At 61.9% G+C, this 20,104-nt stretch carries 22 protein-coding genes; 10 read left to right on the top strand and 12 right to left on the bottom strand.

What is annotated here, in order from left to right; genetic code table 11:
* Nucleotides 1-9: 9 nt before the first annotated feature.
* The gene (locus AC1DY9_RS00985; protein ID WP_477665581.1) at nucleotides 10-900 is read right to left on the bottom strand and encodes an alpha/beta hydrolase; all 891 of its coding nucleotides are present in this window, start codon (nucleotides 898-900) and stop codon (nucleotides 10-12) included.
* Nucleotides 901-1,036: 136 nt separating this feature from the next.
* On the opposite strand from AC1DY9_RS00985, the gene AC1DY9_RS00980 reads away from it, so the two are divergent.
* The 5 genes from AC1DY9_RS00980 to AC1DY9_RS00960 all read left to right on the top strand — a co-directional run bounded on the left by AC1DY9_RS00980 (nucleotide 1,037) and on the right by AC1DY9_RS00960 (nucleotide 5,591).
* A complete protein-coding gene (locus AC1DY9_RS00980) occupies nucleotides 1,037-1,723 on the top strand; it encodes a GntR family transcriptional regulator (protein WP_457279980.1) in 687 nt (228 codons plus the stop codon).
* Between the two features lie 30 nt (nucleotides 1,724-1,753).
* The gene (locus AC1DY9_RS00975; protein WP_477665580.1) at nucleotides 1,754-2,656 is read left to right on the top strand and encodes a phytanoyl-CoA dioxygenase family protein; all 903 of its coding nucleotides are present in this window, start codon (nucleotides 1,754-1,756) and stop codon (nucleotides 2,654-2,656) included.
* 15 nt (nucleotides 2,657-2,671) lie between these two features.
* Nucleotides 2,672-3,247, top strand: coding sequence for a hypothetical protein (locus tag AC1DY9_RS00970; RefSeq protein ID WP_457279978.1), 576 nt, complete (start codon nucleotides 2,672-2,674; stop codon nucleotides 3,245-3,247).
* 19 nt (nucleotides 3,248-3,266) lie between these two features.
* Nucleotides 3,267-4,625: an NAD(P)H-dependent oxidoreductase gene (locus AC1DY9_RS00965; RefSeq protein WP_477665579.1), complete on the top strand. Its 1,359-nt coding sequence runs from the start codon at nucleotides 3,267-3,269 to the stop codon at nucleotides 4,623-4,625.
* Between the two features lie 69 nt (nucleotides 4,626-4,694).
* Nucleotides 4,695-5,591 carry an NAD(P)-dependent oxidoreductase gene (locus AC1DY9_RS00960; protein WP_477665578.1) on the top strand — a complete coding sequence of 299 codons (897 nt, stop codon included), beginning with the start codon at nucleotides 4,695-4,697 and terminating at the stop codon, nucleotides 5,589-5,591.
* 204 nt (nucleotides 5,592-5,795) lie between these two features.
* On the opposite strand, the gene AC1DY9_RS00955 is transcribed toward AC1DY9_RS00960, so the two are convergent.
* Nucleotides 5,796-7,739, bottom strand: a complete 1,944-nt coding sequence (locus AC1DY9_RS00955; RefSeq protein ID WP_457279975.1) for a DEAD/DEAH box helicase — start codon at nucleotides 7,737-7,739, stop codon at nucleotides 5,796-5,798.
* A 380-nt stretch (nucleotides 7,740-8,119) separates the two neighbouring features.
* Nucleotides 8,120-8,683: an oligoribonuclease gene (orn, locus tag AC1DY9_RS00950; RefSeq protein WP_457279974.1), complete on the bottom strand. Its 564-nt coding sequence runs from the start codon at nucleotides 8,681-8,683 to the stop codon at nucleotides 8,120-8,122.
* Nucleotides 8,684-8,718: 35 nt separating this feature from the next.
* On the opposite strand from orn, the gene AC1DY9_RS00945 reads away from it, so the two are divergent.
* From AC1DY9_RS00945 to rsgA, 3 genes are read left to right on the top strand one after another with little or no spacing between them, the layout of a single operon-like run.
* A complete protein-coding gene (locus tag AC1DY9_RS00945; RefSeq protein WP_457279973.1) occupies nucleotides 8,719-10,008 on the top strand; it encodes a M48 family metallopeptidase in 1,290 nt (429 codons plus the stop codon).
* Entirely contained in the window at nucleotides 10,005-10,325 is a 321-nt protein-coding gene (locus tag AC1DY9_RS00940) for a 4a-hydroxytetrahydrobiopterin dehydratase (RefSeq protein WP_457279972.1), read from the top strand. The genes AC1DY9_RS00945 and AC1DY9_RS00940 overlap by 4 nt, the downstream gene beginning before the upstream one ends.
* Nucleotides 10,322-11,305, top strand: coding sequence for a ribosome small subunit-dependent GTPase A (rsgA, locus tag AC1DY9_RS00935; RefSeq protein WP_457279971.1), 984 nt, complete (start codon nucleotides 10,322-10,324; stop codon nucleotides 11,303-11,305). Before AC1DY9_RS00940 ends, rsgA begins: the two co-directional genes overlap by 4 nt.
* 37 nt (nucleotides 11,306-11,342) lie before the next feature.
* Here rsgA and hisC read toward each other — a convergent pair whose 3' ends face one another.
* The 7 genes from hisC to rpsP form a co-directional block, all read right to left on the bottom strand.
* Complete coding sequence (gene hisC / locus AC1DY9_RS00930; protein WP_477665577.1) at nucleotides 11,343-12,437, bottom strand: histidinol-phosphate transaminase; 1,095 nt, start codon at nucleotides 12,435-12,437, stop codon at nucleotides 11,343-11,345.
* Nucleotides 12,434-13,462, bottom strand: a complete 1,029-nt coding sequence (locus AC1DY9_RS00925) for a CobD/CbiB family protein (protein ID WP_457279969.1) — start codon at nucleotides 13,460-13,462, stop codon at nucleotides 12,434-12,436. The genes hisC and AC1DY9_RS00925 overlap by 4 nt, the downstream gene beginning before the upstream one ends.
* A gap of 294 nt (nucleotides 13,463-13,756) precedes the next feature.
* Nucleotides 13,757-14,464, bottom strand: a complete 708-nt coding sequence (locus tag AC1DY9_RS00920; RefSeq protein ID WP_477665576.1) for a CoA pyrophosphatase — start codon at nucleotides 14,462-14,464, stop codon at nucleotides 13,757-13,759.
* A gap of 66 nt (nucleotides 14,465-14,530) precedes the next feature.
* The gene (rplS, locus tag AC1DY9_RS00915) at nucleotides 14,531-14,896 is read right to left on the bottom strand and encodes a 50S ribosomal protein L19 (protein ID WP_077595343.1); all 366 of its coding nucleotides are present in this window, start codon (nucleotides 14,894-14,896) and stop codon (nucleotides 14,531-14,533) included.
* Between the two features lie 142 nt (nucleotides 14,897-15,038).
* Nucleotides 15,039-15,818 carry a tRNA (guanosine(37)-N1)-methyltransferase TrmD gene (trmD, locus tag AC1DY9_RS00910; RefSeq protein ID WP_477665575.1) on the bottom strand — a complete coding sequence of 260 codons (780 nt, stop codon included), beginning with the start codon at nucleotides 15,816-15,818 and terminating at the stop codon, nucleotides 15,039-15,041.
* Between the two features lie 58 nt (nucleotides 15,819-15,876).
* Nucleotides 15,877-16,455, bottom strand: a complete 579-nt coding sequence (rimM, locus tag AC1DY9_RS00905) for a ribosome maturation factor RimM (protein ID WP_477665574.1) — start codon at nucleotides 16,453-16,455, stop codon at nucleotides 15,877-15,879.
* A 123-nt stretch (nucleotides 16,456-16,578) separates the two neighbouring features.
* Complete coding sequence (rpsP, locus tag AC1DY9_RS00900) at nucleotides 16,579-16,839, bottom strand: 30S ribosomal protein S16 (RefSeq protein ID WP_477665573.1); 261 nt, start codon at nucleotides 16,837-16,839, stop codon at nucleotides 16,579-16,581.
* Nucleotides 16,840-17,048: 209 nt separating this feature from the next.
* Between rpsP and AC1DY9_RS00895 the strand changes: the two genes are divergently transcribed.
* Both AC1DY9_RS00895 and AC1DY9_RS00890 read left to right on the top strand, forming a co-directional pair.
* Nucleotides 17,049-17,585 (top strand): GNAT family N-acetyltransferase, encoded by a 537-nt coding sequence (locus AC1DY9_RS00895; protein WP_457279964.1) that lies wholly within the window; start codon nucleotides 17,049-17,051, stop codon nucleotides 17,583-17,585.
* Nucleotides 17,586-17,592: 7 nt separating this feature from the next.
* Complete coding sequence (locus tag AC1DY9_RS00890; protein ID WP_457279963.1) at nucleotides 17,593-18,069, top strand: hypothetical protein; 477 nt, start codon at nucleotides 17,593-17,595, stop codon at nucleotides 18,067-18,069.
* 140 nt (nucleotides 18,070-18,209) lie between these two features.
* Here the strand turns inward: AC1DY9_RS00890 and AC1DY9_RS00885 are convergent, their stop codons facing one another.
* Both AC1DY9_RS00885 and AC1DY9_RS00880 read right to left on the bottom strand, forming a co-directional pair.
* On the bottom strand, nucleotides 18,210-19,247 hold the full coding sequence (locus AC1DY9_RS00885) for an inorganic phosphate transporter (RefSeq protein ID WP_457279962.1): 1,038 nt from the start codon (nucleotides 19,245-19,247) through the stop codon (nucleotides 18,210-18,212).
* A gap of 127 nt (nucleotides 19,248-19,374) precedes the next feature.
* Nucleotides 19,375-20,022 (bottom strand): DUF47 domain-containing protein, encoded by a 648-nt coding sequence (locus tag AC1DY9_RS00880; protein WP_457279961.1) that lies wholly within the window; start codon nucleotides 20,020-20,022, stop codon nucleotides 19,375-19,377.
* Nucleotides 20,023-20,104: the final 82 nt, after the last annotated feature.

Below are 20,104 nucleotides of genomic sequence, written 5' to 3'. Positions count from 1 at the left end.
GCTGGTTAGCTAGCGCCTGCTGCCCGCCAGCAGTTGCAACGCAAGCTGGTGCAGGCGGTGAGACGGCTCCGTCAGCGCCTCCAGGATGCTGAAATGGTTGCGCCCCAGATGGGACTCGCAGACCGGCACCACCCCGGCGCCCCAGGCTTGCTGGATCAGCACGTTCTGGCGCAGGAACTCAGCGCTTTCGTCGGCGCCCGCCACGCTGTACAAGGTACCGCGGCCCGGCGCGGGCAGCAGGGCCGGGCTGGCCTTGAGCACCTGTTCAGGCGTGAGTTTCAGCGAATCCTTCAGGAAAGGCGTGTGGCGCATGGGTTCGAGGTCATACAGGCCTGAAATCGACAGGGCATTTTTCAAAAGGTCTGCCGGCAGGTCACGGGCATAGGCCTGCCAGTCACACGCCGTTAACATGGCAGCCAGGTGCCCCCCGGCTGAATGGCCTACCACCGTGATGCGGGACGGATCCCCGCCGTAGCGGGCAATGTGGCGCCAGGTCCAGGCCAGCGCCGCCACCATCTGCATCGTGATCTGGGGAATGGTCACCGCGGGGCACAGCGCATAGTTCGGCACCACGACGCAGGTGCCGGCCTGCGTAAAGGCCGGCGCCACAAAGGAATGGTCGGCCTTGTCGAGAGACCGCCAGTACCCGCCGTGAATGAACACCAGCACCGGCGCACCGGCCTGGCCCTGGGTGCCGCCATGGGTGGCGAAATCACCCGCCGGAAACACGTCGAGCATTTCACCCGCATGGTTGCCATAGGGAATATCGATCTGGCAGGGCACGCGCTTGCGAATGGCTTGCGAGCTGTCAGCCCAGCGCGTGAAATACACCCCGTGGTCCGACACGAGAGCCCGGTTGTTGTACATGCGGTCAAGCCAGGCGGGATCGGGCTGGGTCATTGTTCTTCTCCTCAAAGTGTCAAAACGGCTTCAATGGGTGCCATCTTGGCACAGCCCGGCCGCCCGCAGCCATTTACGGGTAAACCCGAAATTTCAGGTCTTCGATCACAGTGTATTCTGTATACAGAGTACGAATATGACGCAACAACTGATCAAAATCGAATCCACGCCCGACCTCGTCGACCAGGTCTACCGCAGCCTGCTGGACGCCATCAGCGAAGGCTCGCTGGCACCGGGTGCGCGCATCATGCAGGAAGACATTGCCGAGCAACTCGCGGTGTCGCGACAACCGGTACTGCAGGCTTTGCGCCTTTTGAAGAAGGACGGCTTTGTACTGGACGCCCCGGGGCGCGGCGTGCTGGTGGCGCCACTGGACGTGGCCTGGCTGGTACAGATCTACCAGGTGCGCAGTGCACTCGATGCGCTGGCCGCCCGGCTGGCCGCGCAAGGCCGCTGCCGGCTCGACCCGCAACTGATCAGCCAGGGCCGCAAGGCCGCGCGGGGCGGCGACGTCAAGGCCATGATGGCGGCCGACGCGCAATTTCACGCGGCCATTTACGCCGCCTCGGGCAACCCGTTGATCGCCCAGAGCGCGCAGCTGCACTGGCACCACATCCGCCGCGCCATGGGTGCTGTGCTGCAGGTATCAACCATGCGCGAATCGATCTGGGATGAGCACGAAGCCATTGCCGAGGCCATCGCGGCCGGTGATGAAACCCAGGCCGAAGCGCTGATCCGCGAGCATGGCGAGGAAGCGGGCCACAACCTGGCAAACCTGCTGTCCAGCGCACTCAGCCAAACCGGCGCTCGCGCAGCGCCCTGACACCCGACAACACACACCAGGAGACATGCGATGAAACTGACCCCGGAGCAACTTGCGCAATTCGACCGCGACGGCTACCTGTTTTTCCCCGGTCTCTTCACACCCGAAGAAACCCGGGCGCTCAACGATGCCGTGCCCGAGCTCTACAGCCGGCGCGAAGACTACAACGTGCGCGAAAAGGGCAAGGACGCGGTGCGCACCAACTTCGCCGCGCACATGTACAGCGAACCTTTCGCGCGGCTGGCGCGGCACCCGCGCATGATCGAGCCGGTGGAAGACCTGCTGGGCGAGAAGCTCTACATGCACCAGTTCAAGATCAACGGCAAGATGGCGTTTGAAGGCGACGTGTGGCAGTGGCACCAGGACTACGGCACCTGGCTCAACGACGACATGATGCCGACCGAGCGCGCGATGAATGTGGCCATCTTCATGGACGACGTGACCGAGCACAACGGCCCGCTGATGTTCATCCCCGGTAGCCACAAGAAAGGCGTGGTCGATGCGAAACACGACCTGACCACCACCAGCTACCCGCTCTGGACGGTGGACAACGATTTGATCCGCCAGCTGGTGCAGCGCGCCGGCGGCAAAGGCACTTACGACGCGGCGGGCCGCCACGTCGGGGGCGGCATCGTCAGCCCCAAGGGCCCGGCCGGCTCGATGATCCTCTTTCACTCCTGCCTGGTGCACGCCTCAGGCAGCAACCTTTCGCCCTTCAACCGGGTAAGCGTTTACCTGAGCCTGTGCGCCATCAGCAACCACATCCGCCGCCACAAGCGCCCCGAATACATCGCGCACCGCGACTTCACGCCGATCGAATGCCTGCCCGACGACTGCCTGCTCAAAGACTACCCGGTGGATCTGCCGTGGAAGGACGGCGTGCCGGCGAGCGCGCTGCAAACCTCGATGGAAGAACTGAAATTGGCTGCGTAACCATTGGCAGAACTGATGATGAATATGAATCGCTTGGCTTGTATCGCTTTCGGAATTGGCCAATTTATTGCGTCACCCGCAACTGCCGAGGAGGAACTCGGTGGTCCAGGCACTCATTGCGAAACGCATGAACTGGTCGTGTTGTCGTGCCCAATCGCGGGGAAAAGCGATAAACACATGTCGATCTGCCGCACATCTGCCCAGACATCCGCGAATGCCTACATGCAATACCGTTTTGGCAAACTAGGTCAGACTCCCGAGCTGACATATCCAGCTACGACCCAAATGCACGCCAGGGAAGCGTTTCAGTTTTCCGTACGTAGCCCGAATGGTTGGACAGGTGCAGATAACCTTCATTTCAAAATCGGCCAAGCGTCGTACACCGTGTACCAATTTTCCTCTGCGCGATTCCCTGAAAAAGAAGCAGGCGTCGTAGTACGCGTGGGAGAAAAAAAACCCATATACATCGAATGCACGGAATCCAGCACGAGTCATTACAGAGACCTTAACGAACTGCGCAAGTTGGAATTACCTGAGATGACAACCCCCGTCGTCTTCGGTCCAAAAGCAAACAAGATTTATCGAAATTAATCAGCAAGACCGCTCATCCATGAACCTTTACTCCAAACTCCAGCAGCGCGCGGCCGAAGGCAAACCGGTGCGCATCGGCCTTATAGGCGCCGGCAAATTCGGCTCCATGTACCTGGCGCAAGTTCCACGGACGCCTGGCGTACACCTGGTGGCGATTGCCGACCTGTCGCCTGACGCGGCGCGCACCAACCTCGCCCGTGTGGGTTGGAATCCGGCTCTAGCCCAGGCAAAATCTGCGCAAGCAGCTATCAAAACAGGAGCAACCTGGATCACCGACGACTGGCAGGCAGTGGTGACGCATCCGCAGATCGACATCATTGTGGAATGCACCGGCAATCCGATCGCGGCGGTAGAGCATTGCCTGAAAGCCTTTGCACACGGCAAGCATGTGGTCAACGTCACGGTAGAAGCCGATGCCTTTTGCGGCCCGCTGCTGGCGCGCAAGGCCGCAGAATCCGGCGTGGTGTATTCGCTGGCTTTCGGTGACCAGCCGGCGCTGATCTGCGACCTGGTGGACTGGGCGCGCACCTGCGGCTTTCCGGTGGTGGCGGCAGGACGCGGCCACAAATGGCTGCCGCATTTTTGCGAATCAACACCCGAAACCGTGTGGGGCAACTACGGCCTCACGCCCGAACAGGCCGCGCGCGGAGGGCTCAACCCAAAGATGTTCAACAGTTTTCTCGACGGCTCCAAGCCCTCCATCGAATCGACTGCTGTGGCCAACGCCACGGGCCTGACCGTGCCCAGCAATGGCCTGCTTTACCCGCCGGCCAGCGTGGAAGACATTCCCTACGTGACACGCCCCATCAGCGAAGGTGGCGTGCTCGAGCGCAAGGGTATGGTCGAAGTGATCTCGTCACTCGAAGCCAATGGCCGAAAAATTCCCTATGACATCCGCATGGGCGTCTGGGTCACGGTAGAGGCCGAAACGGACTACATCAAGAACTGCTTTGAGGAATACAACGCGCACACCGACCCGAGCGGGCGCTACTTCACCTTGTACAAACGCTGGCACCTGATCGGGCTGGAAGTCGGCGTGTCGGTCGCCAGCGTCGCGCTGCGCGGCGAGCCCACCGGCGTGGCGACCTGCTGGAACGCCGACGTGGTGGCCACCGCCAAACGCGACCTGAAGCCCGGTGACATGCTGGACGGCGAAGGCGGCTACACCGTGTGGGGCAAGCTGCTGCCGGCCGATACTTCCATGAAGATGGGCGGGCTGCCGCTGGGCCTGGCGCATAACGTCAAGGTCGTGCGTGCGGTCAAGAAAGGCCAGAGTCTGAGCTGGGCCGATGTGGCGATGGACACATCGACCCACGCCTGGAAAGTGCGCCAGGAGATGGAAAGCATGTTTGCGCCGGCGCTGAAAAAAGCCGCCTAGAAAGCTGCCTGACAGCCTTCTCCCCGCCGGTTCCTTCATGATGGTTCAACGCCATTCCGAGGACATGAATTGACCATCACAAGTGACACGCCCCTGCCCCGTATCGCATTTTTGGGCATGGGCATCATGGGCCTGCCCATGGCCAGGCGCCTGTGCGAAGCGGGCTACACACTGCAGGCATGGAACCGCACGCCGGGCAAGGCCGACTCGCTGGCGGCGCTAGGCGCCACGCCACATACACAAACCAGTGCCGCGGTGGCCGCAGCCGACATCGTCATCAGCATGCTCGAAAGCGGCCCGGTCGTGGAAGACGTGCTGTTCACGCAGGGCGTGGCCGCCGCGATGAAACCGGGCGCGCTCTTTTTAGACATGGCGTCCATCCAGCCGCGCGAAGCGCGCGACCATGCGGCGCGCCTGGGCGCATTGGGCATTGCCCATGTGGACGCACCGGTGTCGGGCGGCCCCGGCGGCGCACAAAGCGGCACGCTGGCCATCATGGCCGGAGGCAAGGCGGAAGATTTTGCGCGGGCCCTGCCTGTACTCAAGCACCTCGGCCACGCCGTGCATGTGGGCCCGCACGGCAGCGGCCAGCTCACCAAGCTGGCCAACCAGATGATTGTGGGCATCACCATAGGCGCGGTGGCCGAGGCGCTGCTGTTCACCGCGCGCGGCGGGGCCGACATGGCGAAAGTCAAGGAAGCGATTACCGGCGGCTTTGCCGACAGCCGCGTGCTGCAGTTGCACGGCCAGCGCATGCTGGAGCGCGACTTCGCGCCGCGCGCCCGCATGGATATCCAGCTCAAGGACATGCGCAATGCGCTGGCCACCGCACAGGAGATCGGCTTTGAAGCGCCGGTCACGGCACTCTTTGAGCGACTCTATGCCGAAGGCGTTGAAAACGGCCTGACCGATCTCGATCAGTCGGCGCTTTTTGTCGAGCTGGCCAGCCGCAATGGCATGAGCTGACTTGTGCTGCCCATGCAGGCATACAAAGGCACCTGTCATTTCTCATAAAAATCGCCAGAAAGCCAATACCAGCGAGCGAAAGCAGCTATCAAATTAATAGCAATTCGTATGGTGCGAATCGGCCACTCCCATGAAAAATGCCGCTGCAGATTGCTCCGAAGCGGCATTTTTCTGAGGCGGTCACCAGGGACCGTCTTTTAACGTTCAGTCACGCGCTGGCTTGGAAAACTTGCCGGACTTCTTGGCCGCATCACGGGGCACAAATACCTTGCCAGCTGGCTTGGCAAAGCCGCCTGGCTTGCGGTTGGCAAAGTCAGGGCGCGGTGCAAAACCTTCGTTGCGGGAAGCAAAGCCTTCGTTGCGCGGAGCGAAGTTGCGGTCTTCACGCGGGGCGAAACCGGTGTTGTTGCCGCCGCCGAAGCCGCGGTCATCCTGGCGGCGCGGGCCGCGGTCATTGAAACCGGAACGGTCGCCATAGCCACCCTGTGGTCCAGGAGCGCGGCCCTGGAAGGGAGCGCGGTCGTCACGGTCGTTGTGGCGAGGAGCGCCGAAGCCGCCACCGCCAGCGCCACCACCAAAGCCACCTGCGGGCTTGCGGCCGGCATAGCCGCCACGATCACCACCGCCGCCGCCGAAGCTGCGGCCACCGCGGTCGCCGCGATCACCACCGAAGTTGCCGCGGGGGCGGTCGGAGGTCGGGGCAAAGCGCTGCTGCGGCTCCAGACCGGCGATCACACTGGGCTTGAGGTTCTGCTGCATGTAGTGCTCGATGTCCTGGATCTTGCGGCGATCGCGGAATTCGGCAATCGTGATCGCCTGGCCTTCGCGGCCGGCACGGCCGGTGCGGCCAATGCGGTGCACATAGTCTTCGGCTTTCATCGGCAGGCCGTAGTTGATCACGTGGGTGATCGACGGAACGTCCAGGCCGCGGGCAGCCACGTCGGTCGCGACCAGGATCTGGACGCGGCCATCGCGGAAAGCCATCAGGCGGCGGTTGCGCAGGCCCTGGCCCAGCGCGCCGTGCAGCGCCACAGCGCTGAAACCTTCCTGTACCAGGTCGTTGGCCAGGCCGTCGCATTCAACCTGGGTGCAGGCAAACACGATCGACTGGTTCATGGTGGTGTCGCGCAGCGAATGATCCAGCAGCTTGCGCTTGTGGGTCATGTTGTCGGCCCACAGCAGCGACTGGGTGATCGACGCATGTTTTTCATGCGGCGAGTCGATCTCAACACGCTGCGGCTGGCGCATGACGCGCGTGGCCAGTTGCATGATGCGCGGCGCAAACGTGGCGCTGAACATCATGGTCTGCTTGCGCTCGATCGTGAGCTGGTTGACTTCGGTCAGGTCATCGGCAAAGCCGAGGTCCAGCATGCGGTCGGCTTCGTCGACGACCAGGAACTGCACCTGGTCCAGCTTGATCTGCATGCTGCGCTGCAGGTCGAGCAGGCGGCCGGGGGTGGCCACCACGAGGTCGGCATTTTGCAGCTTGGCAATTTGCAGCTGGTAAGGAATGCCGCCCACCACGTTGGCAATGCGCAGGCCGCGGCAATGGCGAACCAGGTCGATTGCGTCGGCGCAAACCTGCTGGGCCAATTCACGCGTCGGGCACAGGATCAGCGCGCCGGGCGTGGCAGCCTTGAAGTTGCGCGGGCTGGTCGGGTCCTTGCGCTTGGGCTTTTTCAGCGGTGCTTCGCCGCGGGCGACGGCTTCTGCGCTCAGGCGTTCAAATTCGGAACGCTCAAAGCGCTCGGCTTCTTCCTGCTGTTTCAGCAGGGTGTGCAGCACGGGCAACAGAAAGGCTGCGGTCTTGCCGCTACCGGTCTGGCTGGAAACCAGCAGGTCGGTGAATTTGGCTTTGGGGTCGCTTTTGGCGTCGTGGTCCAGGGCCTGCATGGCCTTGGGGATGGTTGCCATCTGCACGGACGTCGGCTGGGTAAAACCCATGTCGGCGACAGCTTGCAGGAGTTCCTTGGCCAGGCCCAGCTTCACGAAACCATTGGGTTCGGCTACTACGGCTTCCAGGGAGGTGGGAGCCATCGAGGGCTCGTCCGAAGAAAAATCCGGAATCACGTGGATCACGGCTTCAGCGGCGGTATCAATATTTGTGTCGGGCAAAACGTCGCCACGAGCCTCAAAAGAGTCAGTCATGTTTTTCTCACTAATCACCTGTGCGCAACGCTTTTGGCGAGGGAACAGGAAACTTCACCCCCGCGATGCGGAGGATTCGTTCATGGTTAATAAAACATCAACCATCAAACGAATATGCGGTCCAGGCAGCAGAAATGTGCCCGAAGCGGTGACTCCGTTATTGGAGTCAAAAGTGTGAGGTAGATGTACAAATGCAGGGCACCCAGTGCACTGCAAGCCCACGATTATAGCGTGCTTTGCGGGTTTCTACCAGTCCCACTGACCAAACGAGTCCATTGCGGCTTCCTGCCGCAGCCGCATGCACGCTGATTTGCTATCATTTCAATAGCTTCTTGCGCCCGTCCTGCCTCGCCAAATCCCAAAAAAGGCTTAAGCCACGTTCACTTCAGAAAGTGTTGCCGGTAGTGCTCAAGCTCGTCAATCGACTCATGCACATCGGCCAGGGCGGTATGGCTCTGGCGCTTTTTGAAGGCGCTGTAAACCTCGGGACTCCAGCGCTTGGCCAGTTCCTTGAAGGTGCTGACGTCAACGTTGCGGTAGTGCAGGAAGGCTTCGAGTTTGGGCATGTACTTGACCAGGAAGCGCCTGTCCTGGCTGATGGTGTTGCCGCACAGCGGCGAAACACCCTTGGGAACGTATCGGGCCAAAAAAGCCAGAATCTGCGCTTCGGCATCTGCCTCGTCCACAGTGCTGGCCTTGACCTTGTCGATCAGGCCGCTGCGCCCGTGGGTGCCCTTGTTCCAGTTGTCCATCTGGTCCAGCAACTCGTCGGTCTGGTGGATCGCCAGAACCGGGCCTTCGATGCGCGGCGTGAGTTGCGGACCCGTGACGATGACGGCGATTTCGATCAGGCGCTCTTTTTCCGGGTCGAGGCCGGTCATTTCGCAGTCCAGCCAGACGAGGTTCTGGTCTGATTTTTTGAGTAGGGGTTCAGTTTCAGGCATCTTGCGATTCTCGCTGATCGCCTAAACTGCCAGCCATGACCGACTATTCGCTTGTTTTCACCGGGGTGTTTTCTGCCTTTCTGGTGCTGGGGCTGCTCACGAAGTTCTACCTGGCTTCGCGGCAGATCCGCCATGTGGCCCGAAACCGCGATGCAGTGCCCGCCGCTTTTGCGGCCACGATTTCGCTGCAGGCGCACCAGAAGGCAGCCGACTACACCATTGCCAAGGCGCGCTTCGGCATGCTGGAGATGGCCTTCGCCGCCGCCGTGCTGCTGGGCTGGACGCTGCTGGGCGGCATCGATGCGCTGAACCAGGCCATCGCCGGTTCCGGCCTGACCGCCTGGGGCGCGCTGGTGCCGCAGCTGATCCTGCTGGCCGCTTTTGGCCTCATCAGCGGTTTGCTCGACCTGCCCTTCACCCTTTACAGCACCTTCCGCATTGAAGAGCGTTTCGGCTTCAACAAGATGACCTTGAAGCTCTGGCTGGCCGACCTGGTGAAATCGACGCTGGTCGGCATCGTCATCGGCCTGCCCATCGTGGCGCTCATCCTGTGGCTGATGGGCAGCGCGGGAAGCCTGTGGTGGCTGTGGGCCTGGGGCGCCTGGATGGGCTTTAACCTGCTGGTGCTGGTGCTCTACCCCACCGTCGTCGCGCCGATGTTCAACAAGTTCAAACCGCTCGAAGACGAAACGCTGAAGGCGCGCGTGACAGCCCTGATGCAGCGCTGCGGCTTTGCGGCGAAAGGCCTCTTCGTGATGGACGGCAGCAAACGCTCGGCCCACGCCAATGCCTATTTCACCGGCTTCGGCGCGGCCAAGCGCGTGGTGTTTTACGACACCCTGCTCAAGCAGCTCAACCCCGGTGAAGTTGACGCCGTGCTCGCGCACGAGCTGGGCCATTTCAAGCACAAGCACATCATCAAACGCATCGTTTCGATGTTTGCCATGAGCCTGGCCGGGTTTGCCTTGCTGGGCTGGTTGTCGTCGCAGGTGTGGTTCTACACGGGCCTGGGCGTGCGGCCCAACCTCACCGGCGCCAACGACGCGCTGGCACTGCTGCTCTTTTTGCTGGTAGTGCCGCTCTTCAGCTTCTTTGTCTCCCCGGTGTTCGCCCAGTTCTCGCGCAAGCATGAGTTCGAGGCCGACGCCTACGCCGTGGCGCAAACGGATGGCAAGGATTTGCAAAGCGCTTTGCTCAAGCTCTACCAGGACAATGCCAGCACCCTCACGCCCGACCCGGTATTTGTGAAGTTTTACTATTCGCATCCGCCCGCCTCCGAACGGCTGGGCCGCATGATTCCTTCTGTTGAAAGCACCGCGACATGAGCAACCCGATCCACCAAAACCGCCGTGCCCTGAGCGCCACGGAAATCGTCACCCAGCTGAGCAAGCTCAATGGCGAGCAGGCCCTGGGCTGGCGCCTGATCGACGGCTCACTGGAAAAAACCTACGCCTTCAAGAACTACTACGAGACCATCGCCTTCGTGAACGCGCTGGCTTTCATTGCCAATGCCGAAGACCATCACCCCGACCTGGCCGTGAGCTACGGCAAATGCACCGTGCGCTTCAACACGCACGATGTCGAGGGTGTCTCTGTCAGTGATTTTTTCTGCGCGTCGAAGGTTGACGCCTTGCTGGCTTGAGCAAACCGGCACGCCCAGCCGCCGCTCCCGTCGCGGGCACGCGGCCCGGGCTGGTGGTGGCGGGCTTTGGCCGGCACGTGCTGGTGGAGACCGATACCGGCGAGCGTGTGATCTGCCACCCGCGCGGCAAGAAAAGCCAGGCCGTGGTGGGTGACCGCATTCGCTGGCTGCCTTCCGAAGACGAAGGCACCATCGAGAAAATTGAAGAGCGCCGCAACCTGTTTTACCGGCAGGACGAGATGCGCACCAAATCCTTCGCCGCCAACCTCGACCAGGTGCTGATCCTCATCGCAGCCGAGCCCGAGTTTTCGGAAAGCCAGCTGACCCGCGCGTTGATTGCCGCTGAGGCCGAGGGCATCACCCCCATCATCGCCTTGAACAAAAGCGACCTCACCGAGCCTTTCGGGCGCGCCTGGGCCAAGCTGGCGCCCTACCGGGCCATGGGCTACAGAATGCTCTCGCTGGCCATCAAACCCAAAACAGCGACAAGCGGGCCGGCCGATGCCCCGCACCCGGAACTGCAGGAACTGACAGACTTGCTGCGGGACAAAAAAACGCTGGTACTGGGACCTTCAGGCGCCGGTAAAAGCAGCCTGACCAACCTGCTGGTGCCCGATGCACGGGTGCTGACGGCGGAAATATCGCAGGCCCTCAATTCAGGCAAACACACCACCACCAGTACCACCCTGTACTGGGTAAATACCGGCACGGGCGGCCAGAGGAGTACCGCGCTGATCGACTCGCCGGGCTTTCAGGAGTTCGGGCTGCACCACATTGACCCAATGCAGCTGGCCAACTACATGCCCGACCTCAAGGCACACGCCCAGGACTGCAAGTTCTACAACTGCACCCACCTGCATGAGCCGGGTTGTGGCGTTATTTCAGTGGTCAAATCGGGGCCCAGCCCAGATGGAATCAGCGCGAGTCGCTATCGTTTGTATAGCGAACTTTTTGCCGAGCTGTCTCAACCCCGCTATTGACGGGAATTGACGGGCAGCGCCCGGCCGGGCAACAACGTCAGGCCTTGAGCAGCTCGCGGCAGGCCTGCACCAGCGCCTCACATTGCGCCGGCGTGCCCACGCTGATGCGCAAATGCTGGTCGATGCGCGGCTGCCTGAAATGGCGCACCAGGATGTTTTTTTCGCGCAAGCCGATCGCGAGGGCCGCTGCGTCGTGGTCAGGATGGCGAGCCAGCACGAAGTTGGCTTGCGAAGGCAGGACCTCAAAGCCCAGTCCTTGCAGCTGCCGGCTTAACAGATCGCGGCTCTGGATCACGGCCGTGCAGGTCGCTTCAAAATAAGCACGGTCCTCGTAAGCGGCCACGGCGCCGGTGATGGCCAGACGATCCAGCGGATAGGAATTGAAGCTGTCTTTCACCCGCTCAAGGGCTTCGATCAGGTGGCGCTGGCCGGCCGCAAAACCAACACGCAATCCGGCCAGCGAGCGCGACTTGGACAGCGTGTGCACCACCAGCAAATTGGGATAGCGCGCAATCAGACTGATGGCGGTCTCACCGCCGAAATCGACATAGGCCTCGTCCACCAGTACCACCCGCTCGGGGTGCCGCAGCAACAGCTGCTCGATGTGCGCCAGCGGCAGGCCAGTGCCGGTGGGCGCGTTCGGGTTGGCAATCACCACGCCCACGCATGGCGCGGTGTAATCCACCACATTGATGCGCAAGGAAGCATCCAGCGGCACGAGCCCGGCCTCAATGCCATAGAGCCCGCAGTACACCTTGTAAAAGCTGTAGCTGACATCCGGCATCAGCAGGGGCTGGCCGTGGCGGAAAAATGCGCAGAAAGCGTGCGCCAGCACTTCATCCGAACCATTGCCGGCAAACACCTGGCCCGCGTCTATGCCGTGGCAGCCGGCAATCGCCCGCCTGAGTGCGTTGGCCTGCGGGTCGGGATAAAGCTGCAAACCGTTTTGAGCCGCGGCCGTGATGGCGGCAACGACACGGGGCGACGGCGGGTAAGGGTTCTCGTTGGTGTTGAGCTTGACCAGGTCCGCAACGCCGGGCTGCTCTCCCGGCACATACGGCACAAGACCGCGCACCGCAGGGCTCCAGAAGGATTGCCCGAAGGGCAAAGCGGAAGGCGTGCTACCGCTCATCCGAGCAGGCGTGCCAGGGTCAGCAGCGCCAGCAAGACCATCCACAGCACCACGGAACGCCACACCAGCCCCACGATGCTTCGCAGGTGCGCCACTTCGGGCTCCCGGCCAGGCGTGGCTTCTGTGGCGATGCCGTCTTCCGCGTCCAGGCCACCCGCCTGGAAACTTTGCGAGGTGTCCGCCGAAAACGTGGTCTTGAGCGCTTCGCCGCCCAGGCGCACGTTCACGGCACCGGACGTAGCAGCCAGGATGATCCCGTCGTTGCGGTTTTCAGAGGCCGAAGGTGTGCCAACCGGAAACCGATGCGTGTAGTTGCGCCAGGCATCAATGGCGTCTTCAAAACTGCCGACCACCGCGAAGCCCAGCGAGGTGACACGGGCGGGCACAAAATCAATCACGCCCCAGGCTCGGCTTGCGGCGAGCTGCAACGCCGTGCTGGCGCCCTCGCCTGCCGCGGCGGCGGTCCTTCTTTTATAGGCCCAGTAGCGTGAAACGAACTCGCTCATGCGGTAGAGCACGGCGCCTGCGGGCCCCAGCCCCAGCGCAGCGAGCACCGAAAACCAGCCCAGCACGCCGAACACATGGCGGTGCGCGGCCAGCACCGAATATTCAATCACGTGGCGGACGATTTCGCTGCGTGGAAGCTCGCTCGCATCGACCTGGCGCCACTGCGCCAGCAATTCGCGCGCTGTCGTTTCGTCGCCGTCATCCAGCGCATCGCGTATGTCCGTGAAGTAGTGGCTGAACTGCCGGAAGCCCAGCGTGACATAGAGGATTGCCACGTTCCACGCAAAAGCCAGCACGGGATTGATGGTCCACAGCAGCCAGTGAATCAGGAAGGTGACCAGCGCCGGCACCAGCACGGCGACCGTCCATGCGATCCAGCCATGGTGCGGTTTGCCGGCATCCAGGCTGCGGTTGGTCCAGCGGGCCCAGCCCCGAAATCCCGCATGAATCCAGTTGCCGCGGGCCAGCGGACGGGCCTGTTCGATGATGAGTGCAAACAAAACGGCAAAAAAGCTCATGAGGAATCATAACTTGGCCCCCACGGTCGCTCACTTCGTGTAGCTCCCTGCCCCCCGAGGGGGCCGCCCGCCTGTGGCCCGGCAAAGCCGGTTCCACGGCTCATGCTGGTTTGAAGAATTCGATGGGTGCGACCAGTGGTGGAGGTATTTCACCAGTGGGGCCGCGGGACTGGCTTTGCCAGACCGCAGGCGCCGCCCCCTCGAGGGGGGAACAAGCTACACGTAGTGAGCTTGGACAGGGGTGTACCAATTTTTGGGGGAACGGGCTACACGAAGTGAGCCCGGACGGGGGTGTTACGCAACTAGAAAACGATAGAGATTACGCAGCATGCCAGCCGTCGCGCCCCAGATATAGCGCTCCCTGGCCTCGTTGCCATCACCTTCCATGGAGGGGTCTGAGTACGGCATGGAAAGCCATTGGCGTAGGGCGCCGTCGAATTCCATCTCGTGGCGGCGATGGTTGGCCGGGTTCATCAGGTAGCCCAACGGCACCTCGAAGACATCTGCGACTTCACCGGGGTTGGGCTGCAGCACGAAGCCGGGCCTCACCAGCGCCACGACCGGCGTGATGATGAAAGCGGTGCCGGTGACGTAGGTCGGCAAGGTGCCCAGCACCTCCACATGGTCGCGCGGCAAGCCCACCTCCTCGTGCGCTTCCCGCAGCGCGGTGTCCACTGCATCGCGGTCGGTCTCGTCCGTGCGGCCGCCCGGCAAGGCGACCTGGCCCGAGTGCGTGGACAGGTTGGTGGTCCGCTCCGTCAGCAGCAGCGTCAGCTCGTCCCGCATGACCAGCGGAATCAGCACCGCAGCCAGTGCGGGCGTGCGATCGATAAATTTCTTTTCGACGCTGTGTTCGGGAGTCCACACAGGCGGATGCCGAAAACGCTGGCGCAGGGCCTCCGGTGAAAGGTGCGCCGAAGGGACCCCCGCCAGATGGTCATCAATGCCCAGCACCGGGATGCTGCGCGGGTCAAACTTCGGCAGGGGCCGGGTGTTGTTCATGGAATGAGAGGTTAGCAGGCAAAAAAAAGCCGCTCGACAGAGCGGCTTTTCAGGGCGGAGGTGCTTTTAGGCAGCCTTGGCGCCCAGCTTTTCCTTGATACGTGCGGATTTGCCGCTGCGGCTACGCAGGTAGTACAGCTTGGCACGGCGCACATCACCACGGCGCTTGACTTCAATCTTCGCGATCAGCGGGCTGTAAACCTGGAACGTACGTTCCACGCCTTCGCCGTTGGAGATCTTGCGAACGATGAAGCTGGAATTGAGGCCGCGATTGCGCTTGGCAATCACCACACCTTCAAAAGCCTGCACACGTTTACGCGTACCTTCCACCACATTGACGCTGACGATCACGGTGTCGCCGGGAGCGTAAACGGGAATGGTCTTGTTCAAGCGGGCGATTTCTTCCTGCTCAAGGGTCTGGATCAGATTCATGATTTTTCCATCTAACTTCTTCGCTCATACACGCGCTACGCTAAAGACCGCAAATCCATGGATTCACCCGAAGATGATTCAGATGGTTGCAGTGGCCGCCAGAGGATCGAAAAGCCTTTGATTATAGCAAGTCAGTGCTTTTTTAAGCGTCTTTGTCCGGGTTTTCGACCAAATCGGCCAGAAAAGCCTCGTCACTTTCGCTCAAATTCCCACTCTGCCGTGCCATTTGCACCAATTCTGGGCGCTGGCGCTGCGTCAGCGCCAGGCGCTGTTCGCGCCGCCACCGCTCAATGTGGGCGTGGTTTCCAGACATCAGGGTGGTCGGAACAGGCTGGCCGCGCCAGCTTTCGGGCCGCGTGTAATGGGGGCAATCCAGCAAGCCGTCGAGTGCAGGATTAAAGCTGTCCAGCTGATGGCTGCCCTCGTCATTAAGCACCCCGGGCTGGAGCCGGGCCACCGCATCCAGCAAGGCCATGGCGGCAATTTCCCCACCCGACAGCACAAAATCGCCCAGGCTGATCTGCAAGTCAACATGGGCCTGGATGAAGCGCTGGTCCAGCCCTTCGTAGCGGCCACAGATCAACACCGCACCGGCGCCGGCCGACCAGCCTTCAACGCCGGCATGGTCCAAAGCCTTGCCCACGGGAGAAAAAAGCACCGTGGGAACTTTGGGCGCACCACTCACAGCACGGTCAGCCTGTATTTTTTCAAGGCACAGCGCCAGCGGCTCAGCCATCATCACCATGCCGGGGCCGCCGCCGAAAGGCCGGTCGTCCACGCGGCGGTAGTTGCCGTCGGCAAAGTCCCGCAGGTTCCAGAGCTTCACCTCGACGAGGCCAGATTCGTAGGCGCGGCGGGTCACGCCGCTGACCAGGAAGGGCGCAAAAAGCTCGGGAAAAAGTGTGATGATGTCGAAGCGCATGGGGCTATTGTGTGCGAGCCCGGCGCTTCGGGGCAACAGCCCCTTTGGGCCATAAAAATCAGTAGTCCGGCTGCCAGTCAACCGTGATGCATTTGCCGGCGATATCCACCGTGTCGACATACACGGAGACAAACGGAATCATGCGTTCGGCGGTCACGCTCGTGCCGTCTTCCTGCTGGACGGTGTACTCCACACACAGGACAGAGTGCGGGCCGGTGGCCATCAGGTCACGCACCAGGCCCAATGGCACGCCTTCGCGGTTGACCACGTTCAGGCCGATCAGGTCGACCCAGTAGTACTCATCCTTGGAGGCGGCGGGAAAGCTGCTGCGTGGCAGGAAGATGCGTGCGCCACGCAAGGCCTCGGCCGCATTGCGGTCATCAAGGCCCATGAACTTGGCGACGACGGAATCGGAGTGGACTTTGGCTTCGTCGACGCTGAGCGTGACTGTGCCGGAGAACACGGTAAACCCCGGGCGGAATTTGGCGTCAGGCGCCTGCAAAAACCAGGATTTGGCCGCGAAAAGCGCTTCTGGATCGGTGCTGTGCGGCAGGATTTTCACCCAGCCCTTGACGCCCCATGCATCCAGGATGCGCCCGACTTCGATGGCGTCGTGCGGAAGGCTTGAGGGTGTCAAGCCTGCCGACGACTGAAGGCCGGGAAGAGCGTTAGCCCCCACGCTCTTCACTCCGTGTAATACGCTGCCCCCCGCGGGGGCTAATTTTCCTTGGGGCGGCCCGGCGGAAAATTTTCACTCCAATCAGGCGGTGGCTGGAGCAGCCGTAGCACCTTGCTTGACCAGGCGCAGAACGGTAGGAGACGGCTGTGCGCCCACACCGATCCAGTGGGTCAGGCGGTCTTGCGCAATGCGCAGGCCTTCTTCGCCACCTTTGGCAATCGGGTTGTAAAACCCGATGCGTTCGATGAAACGGCCATCGCGGCGAACGCGCTTGTCAGCCACAACAATATTGAAAAAAGGACGGTGCTTGGAACCGCCGCGTGCAAGTCGAATGACGACCATGATTTATCCTTCGGGTGGTGGGGCTTACCGGTAAGGTAGATACCCCAATGTTCTGCAGCGCTTGAGACACACGACATGGCCACCCGGCCAGCGAATTGCTGCAAAGCCTGAGATTATAGCCTGCCGAACGGTTTTTGCCCAAATTCACCCCTACCCCGCTCCTGAAGCCCCCGCACACCCATTCTCCTGTCTCCGAAACCACCACCGACATGCCCCTCATCCGCCCCAGCCGCGAAGAAGACATTTCCGCCATCACGGCCATATACAGCCACCACGTATTGCACAGCACAGGCACCTTCGAAACCGAGCCTCCCAGCGTGGCCGACATGACCGCCCGCCGGGCCGACGTGCTGTCCAAGGGCCTGCCTTACCTGGTCGCCGAAGAGGATGGAAAAATCGCCGGCTTTGCCTACGGCAACTGGTTCAAGCCCCGCCCGGCCTACCGATTTTCAGTGGAAGACTCGATCTACCTCGCGCCTGACCTGCACCGCAAGGGCCTGGGCCGTGCGTTGCTGGCCGAGTTGCTGGCACGGCTTGAAGCGGTGGGCGTACGCAAGGCCATGGCCGTGATCGGTGATTCGGCCAACGCCGGCTCGGTGGGCGTACACCGCTCGCTTGGCTTCAAAGAGGTCGGCACCATTGCCTCCTGCGGCTGGAAGTTCGGCGCCTGGCGCGACATCGTGATCATGGAAAAGACCCTGGGCGCAGGTGACACGCAGCCGCCGGTGGATGCACCCGCCGCATAATCGCCGCATGCAAGCAACCGCCTCCACAGCCCCTAAAGCGCCCAAAAACAAAACCCTCGCCGCCTGGCTCGCCTTCGCAGCCGGCCAGCTCGGCGTGCACCGCCTCTACCTGTTCGGCCTGGGCGACATCTGGGCCTGGCTGCACCCCATCGCCGCCGCGCTGGGCTGGTGGGGCGTGGAACGTGTGCGGCTTTATGGGCAGGACGATCACCTCGCCTGGGTGCTGATTCCGCTGCTGGGCTTTACGCTGGCCGGTACGGCGCTCACCGCGATTTACTACGGCCTGATGTCGACCGACAAATGGAACGCGCTGCACAACACGGCTACGCCCGATACCCAGGCGGGCAACACCAACTGGCTGACCATAGGCGCGGTGGTGTTTGCCCTGTTGTTCGGCACCATCTCACTGATGTCCAGCATCGTCTTCAGCTTCCAGCGCTACTTTGAATACCAAGTCGAAGAGGCCAAGAAGATATCGCAGTGAATATGGCCCCCACGGTCGCTCACTTCGTGTAGCTCTCTGCCCCCCGAGGGGGCCGCTGCGCCTGCGGCCTGGCAAAGCCAGTTCCGCGGCCCCGGCTTGATTAAAGAGAGGCCACGACGCATGCTCAGTGCGTGGCGCGATCAGAAAACCTGAAGACTGACCCAGTACGCGATTGCTGCCACGAATGCTGAAGCCGGGATCGTGAAAATCCAGGCCCAGACGATATTGCCGGCCACGCCCCAGCGCACGGCTGAAGCGCGCTGCGTGGAGCCTACGCCCACGATGGCGCCGGTGATGGTGTGCGTGGTGGAAACGGGAATCCCCAGCCCGGTCGCCAGGAACAGCGTCAGCGCGCCGCCGGTCTCGGCGCAGAAGCCGCCCACGGGCTTGAGCTTGGTGATTTTCTGGCCCATGGTTTTCACGATGCGCCAGCCGCCGAACATGGTGCCAAAGCCGATGGCGATGTAGCAGACGATGACCACCCAGATCGGCAGGTGTTCCGTGGTCGCCATCATCCAGACCGGCAGGCCCTGCACGTTGCTGGTCGTTGCGGCGATCAACAGCAGCCAGATGATGCCGGCGGTCTTTTGCGCGTCGTTGCCGCCGTGCCCCAGGCTGTAAGCGCCGGCGGAGACCAGCTGAAGCCGGCGAAACCATCGGTCGGCCTTCGACGGGGTCGTCCTGCGACACACCCAGGCCACCGCCACCATCATCAGCGAGCCCAGCAAAAAGCCGAGCAACGGCGACACGAAAATGAAGGCCACCACCTTGAACACGCCCGAGGCGATCAGCGCGCTGGCGCCGGCCTTGGCGATGACGGCCCCCACGATGCCGCCTATCAGCGCATGCGAAGAACTGCTGGGAATGCCGTAGAACCAGGTGAGGATGTTCCAGGTGATGGCGCCCATCAGCGCGCCAAACACCACATGCGTGTCCACCACGCCCGGCATCACGATGCCCTTGCCGATGGTGGCCGCCACGCTCAGGTGGAAGATGAAATACGCCAGGAAGTTGAAGAAAGCGGCGAACAGCACCGCCTGCCCCGGCTTGAGCACGCCCGTCGACACCACCGTGGCGATCGAGTTGGCCGCATCATGAAAGCCGTTCATGAAGTCGAACGCAATGGCCAGGAAGACCAGCAGGAACACCACCCACAGGGCGGCCTGTACGGTTTGCATATTTATCCCAATGAGGTAGCTAGGGAAACGAACGCGCCGGGACGCAGCGCAGGGCCGCCCCAAGCAAGGCCAGCCCCCTCGGGGGGCAGCGAACTACGCGAAGCGAGGAGCGTGGGGGCTGCCATCTTCAGGAGTTCTCGAGGACGATGCCCTCGATCAGGTTGGCCACATCCTCACACTTGTCGGTGATGGTTTCGAGCAGTTCGTACACCGCCTTGAGCTTGATCACTTCCCGTACATCGGGCTCTTCGCGGAACAGCCGGCTCATGGCCGAGCGCATGACGCGGTCGGCGTCGGACTCGAGTTTGTCGATTTCCTCGCAGGTTTTCAGGGCGGCTTCAGCCGTCGCGGCATCGCTGACTTTTTCGATCAGCGCCACGGCGTCCTGCAGGCGTTCGCAGCATTTGACGCTCAGGTCGGTCAACCGCACGATGTCGTCGGTCATGTGGCGCACGTCGTACAGCGCCATGGTTTCAGCCGAATCCTGGATCAGGTCGGCCACGTCGTCCATGGTGTTGATCAGCTTGTGGATCTGCTCGCGGTCGATGGGCGTGATGAAAGTCTTGTGCAGCGCCCGGTTGACTTCATGCGTGATGCGGTCGGCGGCACGCTCGGCGTGGTCGACTTCGCGGTTGAAAGCTTCGCGCTTTTGCACGTCCGCGTAGTTCGCAACCAGGTTCGAAAACGCATGGGCGGCCTCGACGATGCGTTCGGCATGCTGGTTGAACATCTCGAAAAAATTGCCTTCGCGCGGCAGCAATTTGCCAAACAGCATGTCAGTTCCTCAGGAAATATGTCAAAAGTATGACGTTTTTGTGACTGCCGGAAGTTTAACCGCCTCGGATTTCGGAGCGATT

It is taken from the genome of Polaromonas sp. P1_F6 (genome assembly GCF_056405695.1).
The sequence above is the reverse complement of the archived record's forward strand: the minus strand, read 5'-3'. Positions and strand labels throughout refer to the sequence as shown.

Bases quoted from the DNA above. Each gene is read 5' to 3' on its own strand.
- AC1DY9_RS00925 (WP_457279969.1), bottom strand. From the start codon at position 13,462: ATGAGCTTTTTTGCCGTTTTGTTTGCACTCATCATCGAACAGGCCCGT.
- AC1DY9_RS00980 (WP_457279980.1), top strand. From the start codon at position 1,037: ATGACGCAACAACTGATCAAAATCGAATCCACGCCCGACCTCGTCGAC.
- AC1DY9_RS00940 (WP_457279972.1), top strand. From the start codon at position 10,005: ATGAGCAACCCGATCCACCAAAACCGCCGTGCCCTGAGCGCCACGGAA.
- AC1DY9_RS00955 (WP_457279975.1), bottom strand. From the start codon at position 7,739: ATGACTGACTCTTTTGAGGCTCGTGGCGACGTTTTGCCCGACACAAAT.
- AC1DY9_RS00890 (WP_457279963.1), top strand. From the start codon at position 17,593: ATGCAAGCAACCGCCTCCACAGCCCCTAAAGCGCCCAAAAACAAAACC.
- AC1DY9_RS00975 (WP_477665580.1), top strand. From the start codon at position 1,754: ATGAAACTGACCCCGGAGCAACTTGCGCAATTCGACCGCGACGGCTAC.
- AC1DY9_RS00970 (WP_457279978.1), top strand. From the start codon at position 2,672: ATGATGAATATGAATCGCTTGGCTTGTATCGCTTTCGGAATTGGCCAA.
- orn (WP_457279974.1), bottom strand. From the start codon at position 8,683: ATGCCTGAAACTGAACCCCTACTCAAAAAATCAGACCAGAACCTCGTC.
- trmD (WP_477665575.1), bottom strand. From the start codon at position 15,818: ATGCGCTTCGACATCATCACACTTTTTCCCGAGCTTTTTGCGCCCTTC.
- rplS (WP_077595343.1), bottom strand. From the start codon at position 14,896: ATGAATCTGATCCAGACCCTTGAGCAGGAAGAAATCGCCCGCTTGAAC.
- AC1DY9_RS00880 (WP_457279961.1), bottom strand. From the start codon at position 20,022: ATGCTGTTTGGCAAATTGCTGCCGCGCGAAGGCAATTTTTTCGAGATG.
- AC1DY9_RS00895 (WP_457279964.1), top strand. From the start codon at position 17,049: ATGCCCCTCATCCGCCCCAGCCGCGAAGAAGACATTTCCGCCATCACG.
- hisC (WP_477665577.1), bottom strand. From the start codon at position 12,437: ATGAGCGGTAGCACGCCTTCCGCTTTGCCCTTCGGGCAATCCTTCTGG.
- AC1DY9_RS00920 (WP_477665576.1), bottom strand. From the start codon at position 14,464: ATGAACAACACCCGGCCCCTGCCGAAGTTTGACCCGCGCAGCATCCCG.
- AC1DY9_RS00965 (WP_477665579.1), top strand. From the start codon at position 3,267: ATGAACCTTTACTCCAAACTCCAGCAGCGCGCGGCCGAAGGCAAACCG.
- AC1DY9_RS00945 (WP_457279973.1), top strand. From the start codon at position 8,719: ATGACCGACTATTCGCTTGTTTTCACCGGGGTGTTTTCTGCCTTTCTG.
- rpsP (WP_477665573.1), bottom strand. From the start codon at position 16,839: ATGGTCGTCATTCGACTTGCACGCGGCGGTTCCAAGCACCGTCCTTTT.
- AC1DY9_RS00885 (WP_457279962.1), bottom strand. From the start codon at position 19,247: ATGCAAACCGTACAGGCCGCCCTGTGGGTGGTGTTCCTGCTGGTCTTC.
- AC1DY9_RS00985 (WP_477665581.1), bottom strand. From the start codon at position 900: ATGACCCAGCCCGATCCCGCCTGGCTTGACCGCATGTACAACAACCGG.